9 protein-coding genes are annotated in these 10501 nt (G+C 42.9%); 4 read left to right on the top strand and 5 right to left on the bottom strand.

The features are described from left to right. Nucleotides 1–20: 20 nt before the first annotated feature. The 5 genes from AB1401_03490 to AB1401_03510 all read right to left on the bottom strand — a co-directional run bounded on the left by AB1401_03490 (nucleotide 21) and on the right by AB1401_03510 (nucleotide 6572). A complete protein-coding gene (locus tag AB1401_03490; GenBank protein ID MEW6614523.1) occupies nucleotides 21–929 on the bottom strand; it encodes a PAS domain S-box protein in 909 nt (302 codons plus the stop codon). A 66-nt stretch (nucleotides 930–995) separates the two neighbouring features. Continuing rightward, nucleotides 996–2198, bottom strand: a complete 1203-nt coding sequence (locus tag AB1401_03495; GenBank protein ID MEW6614524.1) for an ABC transporter substrate-binding protein — start codon at nucleotides 2196–2198, stop codon at nucleotides 996–998. A 171-nt stretch (nucleotides 2199–2369) separates the two neighbouring features. Next, on the bottom strand, nucleotides 2370–3314 hold the full coding sequence (locus AB1401_03500; GenBank protein ID MEW6614525.1) for a nitronate monooxygenase: 945 nt from the start codon (nucleotides 3312–3314) through the stop codon (nucleotides 2370–2372). 179 nt (nucleotides 3315–3493) lie between these two features. Continuing rightward, nucleotides 3494–4933 (bottom strand): hypothetical protein, encoded by a 1440-nt coding sequence (locus AB1401_03505; protein ID MEW6614526.1) that lies wholly within the window; start codon nucleotides 4931–4933, stop codon nucleotides 3494–3496. A 109-nt stretch (nucleotides 4934–5042) separates the two neighbouring features. Then, complete coding sequence (locus AB1401_03510; GenBank protein ID MEW6614527.1) at nucleotides 5043–6572, bottom strand: AMP-binding protein; 1530 nt, start codon at nucleotides 6570–6572, stop codon at nucleotides 5043–5045. A 553-nt stretch (nucleotides 6573–7125) separates the two neighbouring features. Here AB1401_03510 and gap point away from each other — a divergent pair. The 4 genes from gap to AB1401_03530 all read left to right on the top strand — a co-directional run. Continuing rightward, nucleotides 7126–8136, top strand: coding sequence for a type I glyceraldehyde-3-phosphate dehydrogenase (gap, locus tag AB1401_03515; protein MEW6614528.1), 1011 nt, complete (start codon nucleotides 7126–7128; stop codon nucleotides 8134–8136). Between the two features lie 17 nt (nucleotides 8137–8153). Next, on the top strand, nucleotides 8154–9344 hold the full coding sequence (locus AB1401_03520; protein MEW6614529.1) for a phosphoglycerate kinase: 1191 nt from the start codon (nucleotides 8154–8156) through the stop codon (nucleotides 9342–9344). A 32-nt stretch (nucleotides 9345–9376) separates the two neighbouring features. Continuing rightward, nucleotides 9377–10129 (top strand): triose-phosphate isomerase, encoded by a 753-nt coding sequence (gene tpiA, locus AB1401_03525; protein MEW6614530.1) that lies wholly within the window; start codon nucleotides 9377–9379, stop codon nucleotides 10127–10129. Between the two features lie 185 nt (nucleotides 10130–10314). After that, on the top strand, nucleotides 10315–10501 hold a 187-nt coding region (locus AB1401_03530; GenBank protein ID MEW6614531.1), incomplete at its 3' end, for a hypothetical protein.

Raw genomic sequence — 10501 nt, forward strand, 5'->3', positions numbered from 1 at the left:
ATGGTTAGATACAATTACAATTATGATAGAGATAACAGGTAGGATCTAAGGTTCGCTTTTTTGTTGTTTATTCCAATCTTCGCTCTTACATTTTTTCTGTGGGCATCAATTGTCCATGTAGATACATTCATCAATTCTGCTATTTCTTTCGCAGTCTTTCCTTGTTTCACAAGGTTCGCTACTTGAATTTCTGTTGGGGTAAGGTTTAAATATGTAGACGATAACTTCCGAGAAAATGGTGAAATGATATTTTTGAGATTTGATTCAAGGATATCTATGTATACCAGTTGCCTGCGATCCAACTTGGTACTCTTCAACTTATCCAAAAAGGGAGCTACCAGTTCTTTCACATTGGCCAACATTTTTTCCTCAATCTCCGTTTTGTCTTCTTCTCTTCTTTTCAGCAAGACTTTTAAAGCAGTATTCGCTTCCTCAAGACTCTTAGTCTTAATCTGTAAATCTGCCTCTCTTTGTTTCAACATTCTTTCTGCTTTCTTGTTTTCAGTTACATCTAAAAGTGAACCCATCACACATATCGCTTTACCCGCCTTATTTCGAACCAAGCTTGACGAAAGCAGAACATCGAATAGGGAACCGTCTCTTCTTTTGCCTTTAAGCTCTCCTATCCAGCTCCCTTTGGACAACGTAGCTTCTACCACCTTCAAAGGCTTCTTTTTCCTATCCCACAGTTCTAAATGATGCCTTCCCAATGCCTCCTTTTCATTATTATATCCCCACATTCTTATAAAAGATTCATTTACGTATGTAATTTGCCCATTAAGAGTACAGAAAATAATCGCATTTATGGCCGATGCTACGGCATTATCCTTTATCCTCATCGCATCTTCTGCCTGCCTTTGCTCGGTAGCGTCCATTGCAAGTCCTATAATTCCTGAGGGATTTCCCGCCTCGTCTTTTAAGGGGTTCATGTGGACGGTTCTCAAATTATCATTCATTTACAACTAATTAGAATTTAATCCTACTTCTTTGCCTGGTCATTTTGTTGACGGTGGCAACCTCCAATCCGTAATAGCAACGAATCTACCAGTTAGAGGGTTAGCCTTAAAAAGCTTACTGTAACGCAATGTGTGATGTATCGTTGGAGTATAATTTATTAGCCCGCATAAGCCCTGTGTGTCAAAGCCTTTTAGTGTTTCCAATGCACTTACCAATGTTTCAACATTTAAATCCTTCCCCGCTCTTTTAATCCCTTCGCAGAGAATAAGAGACCTGGTCCACCCAACAGAATAACTTCTGACTCCATAAGACTTGAAAACATCTTGATTATACTTCATGCTTATCTCTCTCATCTTTTTCGTTCCGGGAGTTTCTTCATACCATGAGTTGTATTGAGCGGTACCTGTATAATTCTTTGCTTGCTCGCCACTTATCGTAATAAGATCCTCGGTAGTCGAAGCACTGATTCCAAAGACGGGTATATCGAAATCATAGCTCTTTAACCCTTTAAGCAGGGCGGCTGCTACTGGTCCAACGTGAAATACTAAGGCGTGAGTTATTCCCGCTCTCTTCATTGAAAGAACCTGAGAGGTAAAATCAATGGAGTTCGTAGGAATTACTTCTGTCTGAAGCTTTACGTGAAAAAACTTTGCCCACTCTTCGGCTCCTCTCATGGCAACTTTTCCCGATTCAGCATCTAAATAGCAGATAGAAATCTTTGGGTTCTGGGGCTTCAACTCGTTAAAAATATAACCGAAGACTACACCCCATTCGTCATCATACAGGCCGCTGTTGGGAAATACGTACTTCTTGTACGGTTCCATAACGGACCTATCAGCTGCATATGGTAACGCAGGAATCTTGTTCTTCTCAATATGTCGAAACAGAACCTTGGCCTCACCGGTAGAGACAGGACCTAAAAGTGCCAGCACTTGATCTTTAAATAACAACTTCTTAAAGGCAGCTATCGATGTAGGAATGGAGTAACGGGAATCCTCTGCAATTAATTGTAACTTCCGTCCGTGTATGCCCCCTTGATCGTTTATGTATCTAAAATAGTTTTTGCTGGCTTCGACAACCGGAACTGTGAAATTCGCAGTAGGCCCTGTGTGATCGCCTATTGACCCTATTTTTATTAAGGTATCCGTTACTCCCCTAATATCCTTTGCATGACTGAGTGAATCAGTAATGAAAAAAATACTGCCTAACAATCCGATTGCCACAAATAACCTTCTTTTCATTTTCATATTTCACCTCTCTTCTATTAGCGTTTAAACTAAGTGGAAGCAGCTCGGTTGTGCTGCTTCCGCCTCGCGTATCTAGGCAGACACCAGTTTTTTCTTCTTCAAGAATTTCATTGATTTTTTCCCGTGCTGTCCTTCCATGTCCATAATGGAATCTACCTTTTCGTTCTAGCTTACGAGCTGTTTTAACCTGGAAATGATCTCTTCGGCACCAAATACGATCTCTTCTATTATCTCCTTGACACTTTGAGACTTCTTTATCATCCCTGCAACCTGCCCACCCGGAATTGACCCGTTAACCATATCTCCTTCGATAAGCCCTTTTCTGATTTTGCCCATTCCAAATTTTCTTATATCATCTCCGGAAATTCCCATACTCTCTTTGTCAAGCCATTCATCCGTGAAACGGTTTCTAATCGCTCTCATGGGAGTGCCTGTGACTTGTCCTGTCACAACAGTATCTTCTATGGAAGCTCTGATGATAAAATCCTTGAGATTAGGATGACAGGGGGATTCCTCCGCCACCATGAAACGGGTTCCCATCTGAATCCCACATGCACCCATTGCGAGAGCGGCGACAAATCCTCTGGCGTCTCCAAAACCACCTGCTGCGATCACCGGTACCTTCACTGCATCTACTACCTGGGGCACCAGTGGAAGTGTTGCGATTCCCCCCACATGACCTCCGCCCTCACAGCCAGAAGCTATGATTGCGGACGCCCCTTCTGCCTCTAACCTCAGGGCATGTCTCACTGAGGGAACGACGGGAAGGATCTTTACCCCGTGCTGTGAAGCCAACGGGAAAACTTTCTGGGGATCTGAAACGCCAGTCGTTATTACCGGTACCTGTTCTTCACACACTATCTCGAGCTTGCCCTGTAACATAAACTCCCACATAACTAAATTTACTCCAAATGGTTTATCTGTCAGGTCTCTAATCTTTTGGATTGACCCTCTAAGTTCTTCCAGTGGTACAGTACCGCTTGCCAAAATCCCCAATCCTCCAGCATTCGATACCGTTGCAGCGAATTCCGGAGTACCTACCCATCCCATCCCGCCGAGGATAATGGGATATTTAATTTTGAGAAGATCACAGATAGCTGTATGGATCATAATTAAACTCCTTTCTTGTTGCATCATACTTGAGATTTATATGACTGTTCTTTTTGCTGGTCTGAAAGACTCAGAAAATTAACACATGGCTTATGTAGCGATGGCATCAGAGAAATCAAGCAGTCTTTTTATCCTTTTCTGAACCCTTTATGTGAAGCTATATCAACGATGCCAATGTTTTACAAAGAAGTCTTTTTCGGTCTCCTGTCCACTACCTTGATCACCTTATAGCCACCCGGGGCCATGGGAATAGTTCCTGCTGAAATCACCTCGACATCCACAGGAATTTCTAATCTGTTCTCAAGAGTGGACTTAATCTCTCTCTGATACTGGGGATCAGGCAGCCTTCTTACTGTTTCCACCTTTAGCTCAAGCCTCTCCATGTCCCAGCTATCAAGAATCAATTGATAGATCAGGGTAGTATCCGGGATGTCTCCAATAATTACCTCCACATCCCAGGGCATCAACTCTTTGCCTTTTACATTGAAGATGTCCTTCAGGCGTCCGGGAATGGGTTTGAGCCAGGTCTTTAGTGTCCTGCCACAGTAGGGACATGGCTCAGTCGTGAACGAGTTCTCAAAAACATCTTCCATACCAAACCTGATAAAGGGTGCAATGTGATTGAAGAAATTGGTAGTTACAAGCTCGCCCCGTTCCCCAAAAGCAACCCTCTGCCCGGTTCCAGGTTTCACAACCTCAAATACAGCCAGGTCTTCGCTATTGTGAAAGAGATCTAACCCCTTCTCAGCCGAAAAAAGGCATTCTGTAGCAACTCCACTTTCATAGGCACCTGTTATATTAGGAAACCCCCTCGGCTTCTTGTAAAGTGAGCGTAATTCCTGCCGCAACCTGGAAGACAAGGGTGTCCCGCCAGGGAGCACTGCATCGTAAGGGTTTTCCTTACCCATTCTCTTGAACTGCTCGCCCAATGTGATCAGAAATTCTGGAGCCATAAAAGTACACAGAGGCCTGTAAAACTCTCCCAGTTCAAGCTGGAACGCAGCGCTTGCTGCTGGATCGGCCTGGTAGCCAAATATTTCCTCATGGTAATGGAGAAGACCGACTCTTCTCGCCACGCCAGTCATTATCTTTATCAATGAACCCTTAGCTGCCGGTGCAAAATCTACGAAGGCGCCCCCTGTCCTGCCACCTCCTGACCACACCCATCGGGCGCGTGACTCTTCTATCGCTTCTGTGTCCTCAGGTATCCAGGGGTGCAATGTTGGTTTGCCTGTGGTTCCAGTTGAACGGTAAAGTGCAGGAACGTGGGGTATAAGCTCTTTTACCACCCGCGATCCAAAGAACGGATTCTCCAGTTCATCCTTTCTCTGCTGGTCCTTCCTCCAAACGGGTAGCTTCTCCAGGTCGTCATACGTTCTGATGTCCTGGGGCCTTACCCCCGTCTTATCCCACATTTTATGATAAAATTCTGATTTCTCGTAAGCCCACTTAACTATGTGACGAAGGTGCTTGTCCCTGAGTTCCTCTATCCGTTCTCGCGGAGCACACTCGACAGGATTGTAACACTCTTCACCGGCATGTGGCGGGAAATCCGTTCTTATTGAGCCGTCTTTCTTGAATTCCTCAAGCCATTCCCTTACTTCATCGATTGCCGACATACTCTACTCCTTTTCTCAGTTTTTAGTCTGTCTCCTTTTGTATGTATCCCTCTTTTTCTCCCTTTAAAGGGTGGTCATTGTTTCCTCAATGTTGAGAAGAAGCCTGTAGTTATAAGTATTTCTCTCGTAATTTGTATCTCTGCACCCTACCTGATGCGGTTTTTGGTAAGCTTTCGGTAAAATCTACCGATCTCGGAACTGCATAGTCAGGAAGGTTTTTCTGACAGAGTATAATTATCTCTTCCTCAGCGACCGCTCCTCCTCTCTTTACTACGATGGCTTTAATTGCCTCGCCCAGTTTTTCATCTGGTATACCTATTACTGCTGCCTCAAAAACCTGCGGATGCTGCAATATGATTTCTTCTATCTCTGAAGGTAAGACCATCCTCCCCTGAGTGGTGATGCTATCCTTCTTCCTGCCAGCAAGGTAGATATATCCCTCCTCATCTACCGTGGCCAGGTCACCGGTGTAGACGTAGCCTCCTCTTATAGTCTGTGCCGTAGCTTCAGGTGCAGTCCAATAGCCTTTCATTATGTCAGGTCCCTTAGCAATAATCTCACCAACCTGACCTGGTTGAACATCCTCTCCTTGATCATCCACCACTCTTGCATCAACACATAGGGCTTCTCTGCCACAGGACTTCAATCTTCTCACCTTTTCTGGCGGGCCTTCGAAGATGAAGTCCTCAGGGGGAAGAAAAGTGATTAGCCCTATCTCACTTAGACCATACCCCACTACAAAGATATTTCCAAATAACTCTACCGCTCTTCGCCACACCTCTGGAGGATAATATCCAAATATAAATATACGGCGCAAGCTGGAGTAGTCATACTTATCAAGGTCAGGATAATCCATAATCTGCTGTAAAAATGCGGTGCCTGTGGTTAAGTTAGTTACTTTCTCCTTTTCAATGGTCTGGAGAAAACCTTTAGGTGTGAGGTCAGATGGGATAGCCAGGGTACAACCCATATAAAAGCAGGGTATTGTTATTCTTGGAAGTAAATATGCCCAGAAATGAGGACCGCCAACAAGGCTAACACCCCCAGGACTCATATCATAGTTCATTGCATCTAAATCCATCAGGGCAGTTGCAAAAAGACTTTTATGCGTGTGCACCACCTGCTTTGAGATGCCGGTTGTCCCGCTCGTATTGGCGAAGTAGAGTAAATCGTTTTCATTAATCTCAATGTCTGGCTCACGAGACGAAGACGTCGATATGAGTTCCTCATAGCCCACAAAGCCCTTGTCTGATGGGCCAAGAGTAATATAGCCTTTTGCACTTTCGAGGGTAGGGCGTAGTGATTCCACCAGATTACGATACTTATTACCGCAGACTACAGCAGCGGCTTTGCCATTAATGATCAGGTGAAAAAAGTCCTTTTCGTGTAAAGCTGGATTTAGTACTGATGTCGCCACTCCTATCTTTGCCCCTGCCCAAAACAATTCCACATGCTGAAAGCAATCATCAGCAATCATAGCCACCCAATCGCCCTTACTCAAGCCCATATCCATCAGTGCGTTTGCAAGGCTATTGATACGCTCATTGAATTCCCTGAAGGTATATCGTATGTCTTTAAAAATTATAGCATTTGCATTAGGGTACCGTCTGGTATTACTCTTGAGGATGTTTTTTATCATTATTCTCCTCCAATATGTTCCTGAAATAAAATAGGCGCCCTCCTTTTTGCCCTCTGTAATCTCAGGAACTAAGGAAAGACGCCCTCATAGCTGACCCCTTTGTGTTTAGGGTTTAAAGACTCGCAACAACTATTATTTAACCATGCACGTACCTATACCTCAATTATCTGGTAAAATCTAGTTTTTTTTCATCTTTTTCTAGCCCTTTATTTCTGCATCTATGAGGCTTAAAAATGTACAGGATGTGATTATATAAAGCTGGCTACCACCATGTTTGGTTATACTCTTCTACCCAACTAACTTTTTGGTTGCGTACATGGTGAGTACATGGTATATAGAAGATGATAGACCTTCTCCAGTTTATCTAATCTGAGAATCAAACCTTGTCTTTAACCTTGAATGTTAAACGAATCTAAAATGCGAAACCCTGAATTCCTAGACAGGAAAATAATATTCAAATGTTCAATGCAACCAGCGATATGAAAGTAATAATTATTTTTAAGAGAAGAATCAGAAATTTTCTTAATTCATATATAGTAAGGAGGAACATATTATGGCTATAAAATTGGCTATTAATGGTTTTGGGAGGATAGGGAGGTATATCGTCAGGGCGGCTGTTGACAGGAATGATGTTGACATAGTGGCTGTTAATGCCAGATCTGACGCTAAGACACTTGCTCATCTTCTTAAATACGATTCAATCCACAGGTCTTTCCCTGGCGAGATTAAACAAAAAGGTGATACAATTGTTGTCAATGGTAAAGAGATTAAGGCAACAAAGGTGACCGGTAAGGTTAGCGAGCTTCCCTGGAAAGAACTGGGAATTGACATTGTTATGGAGACTACAGGTAAGTTTCGAGACAGGGAAAGCACCTCACAACATCTTGTTGCCGGGGCAAAGAAGGTAATTATTGGAGCTCCCGGTAAGGAAGTTGATGCTACTCTGGTATATGGGGTTAATGAATCCAGCTATAACCCTTTGAAACACCACGTGGTATCCAATGCCTCCTGTACTACCAATTGTCTGGCTCCTGTTGCCAAAGTTTTGCATGAAAACTTTGGTATAGTGAAGGGATTAATGACAACAATCCATTCTTATACTATGGACCAGAGGTTACTGGATGGGTCACATAAGGACTTAAGGAGAGCCAGGGCAGCAGCTTTATCTATGATTCCAACAACTACCGGTGCTGCTGTGGCAGTTGCCCAGGTCATACCTGAATTAAAAGGCAAACTGGATGGATTGGCAATTAGGGTGCCTACACCAAATGTGTCCCTGGTTGATTTAGTAGCTGATCTCAGCAGAAATGTAACCGTGGAAGAGGTAAATGGTGCGTTAAAAAAGGCATCAGAGGGAGATCTAAAGGGTATCCTTTTGTATTGTGATGAGGAACTGGTTTCTGTTGATTTTACAAGCAGCGCTTTTTCATCTATTGTAGATGCACCAACAACCAGCGTCATGGGTGGAAACATGGTAAAGGTATTAGCATGGTATGATAATGAAAGCGGGTTTTCTAACAGAATGATTGACCTTGCTGCCTATATGGGAGAGAAACTAAATTAAACAGGGAGGAGGATGGCGTGCCGATAAGATATATAAACGACCTGGATATTAGTGGGAAAAGATTACTTATAAGGGTTGATTTCAATGTTCCGCTTGATGAGATGGGCAATATTACTGATGATACCAGAATAAGAGGAGTCCTTCCAACCATAAATTATGCCCTCGATGAAGGTGCCAAGGTGATTCTGGCATCCCATATGGGTAGGCCAAAAGGTAAGGTTGATGAAAAACTGAGTTTGGAACCGGTAGCAAGAAGACTTAGGAGATTATTAAAAAAAGATGTTGTTATGGCCAAAGACTGTATTGGTAATGATGTAGAGAAGATTGTTGATGATATGAACTCAAATTATGTTGTTCTCCTGGAGAACCTTAGATTTCATATCGAAGAAGAGAAAAATGATGAGAGTTTTGCAAAAGAGTTAGCCAGGTTAGCAGACGTGTATATCAATGACGCCTTTGCTATGTCTCACAGACCCCATGCCTCGGTAGTTGCCGTAACCAGATTCTTCGATGTATGCGGCGCTGGATTTTTGATGAAAAAAGAGCTTAATTACTTTGCCAGAGCGATGGATAATCCAGCCAGACCACTGGTGGCTATCATAGGGGGTGCCAAGGTTTCAAATAAACTGGCTGCGTTGGAAAATGTTATCAAGAAAGTGGATAAGTTAATAGTTGGGGGAGGGATGGCATTCACCTTTCTTAAAGCCCTTGGATATGATGTTGGAAAATCGTTGGTTGAAGACACATTAATAGATACAGCACAGAGGATTTTAAAATCTGCAAAGAAAAGAAAAGTAAAGTTTTACCTGCCTGTAGATTGTGTTGTTGCAGACAGGTTTGACCCTGAGGCAGAGACCAAGATCACTACATTCCAGGAAATTCCCAAAGGCTGGATGGCTTTGGATATTGGTCCTGCTACCACCACACTTTTTGCTCAAGCCCTGCAGGATGCCAAGACCATTATCTGGAATGGGCCTATGGGGGCATTTGAGATGGACGCGTTTAGCAGAGGAACATTAGCAATGGTAAGTCATGTTGCCAATTCTTATGCACTGACTATTGTTGGTGGTGGAGACACAGATGTAGCTGTTCACAGAGCTGGAGAATTAAGCAATATATCCTATATATCCACTGGTGGAGGCGCCTTTATAAATTTGCTGGAGGGCAAGCAACTCCCCGGAATCGAGGCATTGAGGAACCAAAAGTAACCTTAAAGGTACAGTTCAAGATGGGTTTAATAGTGAGAAAAGCAGTTATCGCTGGAAATTGGAAGATGAATAAGACCGTTTCTGAGGCGGTTGATTTAATATCCAATCTCAAGGGTCTTGTATCAGATGTGACAGATTTGGAAATTGTGGTTGCCCCTCCTTTTTTAGCAATCTATCATGTGGCCCAGGAGGTAAAAGGCTCCAATATTCACGTTTCAGCTCAGGATGTATTCTGGGAGGAGGAAGGGGCATATACAGGTGCTGTGTCTCCAAAGATGCTGTTAGATATTGGATGCGAGTATGTCATTATCGGCCACTCTGAACGCAGGCAGTACTTTAGTGAAACCGATGAAACTGTTAATAAAAAAATAAAGAGTTCCCTGCAGCATGGTCTTATACCTATCTTTTGCGTAGGGGAGACCCTTCAACAGAGAGAGGCAGGAGAGACTTTTAATATAATTGAAACACAGATTAAAAGTGGGCTGTCAGGTTTTTCTCCTTCAGACATGGAAGATGTAATCATTGCCTACGAGCCTGTATGGGCTATAGGTACAGGCAGGACAGCGACCGGTGAGCAGGCTGAAGAGGTTCACAGTTCTATAAGAAAGCTTTTAAAGGAAATTTATAAGGATACCGCAGACAGTATAAGAATCCTGTACGGTGGAAGTGTAAAACCCGATAATATAGACGGACTGATGGCAAAGCCGAATATAGACGGGGCGTTAGTTGGAGGGGCAAGTTTGAAAGCTGATGATTTTGCAAGGATTGTAAAGTATCAAAGGTAAGAATTCTGAATATCTCTGAAACCATAGTCAGATAATGCTATCGAAAATCTCTATTGTCAATAATTGAGTATTGTGTACCCAGAATTAAGAATTATGCCCAGAATTAGCAGAATTCCAGAAGGCTAATTTTAACGTATTCCTGTCCTCGAAAAACAAGTTCTTGTTGCAATCTTAAAGAGGTCCTTATGTTGACCATTAGTTATATAAAAGTTATTGCCGAGAATTTTTATTGTTCTCAATGTGGGGAATGGGTATATTGTCCTGAAATGAACTATAAATACCAGGATGAAGATGGAAAAAGCGTTGAGAAAATTGGTGAAGGGTGTACAAAACAGGACAAAGAGGGAGAATACCTTGAATGTCCTGCGTGTA

The sequence above is a fragment of the Thermodesulfobacteriota bacterium genome (genome assembly GCA_040757775.1).
In the GTDB taxonomy this organism is placed as follows: domain Bacteria; phylum Desulfobacterota; class UBA8473; order UBA8473; family UBA8473; genus UBA8473.

Bases quoted from the DNA above. Each gene is read 5' to 3' on its own strand.
- AB1401_03495 (MEW6614524.1), bottom strand. From the start codon at position 2,198: ATGAAAAGAAGGTTATTTGTGGCAATCGGATTGTTAGGCAGTATTTTT.
- AB1401_03510 (MEW6614527.1), bottom strand. From the start codon at position 6,572: ATGATAAAAAACATCCTCAAGAGTAATACCAGACGGTACCCTAATGCA.
- AB1401_03500 (MEW6614525.1), bottom strand. From the start codon at position 3,314: ATGATCCATACAGCTATCTGTGATCTTCTCAAAATTAAATATCCCATT.
- gap (MEW6614528.1), top strand. From the start codon at position 7,126: ATGGCTATAAAATTGGCTATTAATGGTTTTGGGAGGATAGGGAGGTAT.
- AB1401_03490 (MEW6614523.1), bottom strand. From the start codon at position 929: ATGAACCCCTTAAAAGACGAGGCGGGAAATCCCTCAGGAATTATAGGA.
- AB1401_03505 (MEW6614526.1), bottom strand. From the start codon at position 4,933: ATGTCGGCAATCGATGAAGTAAGGGAATGGCTTGAGGAATTCAAGAAA.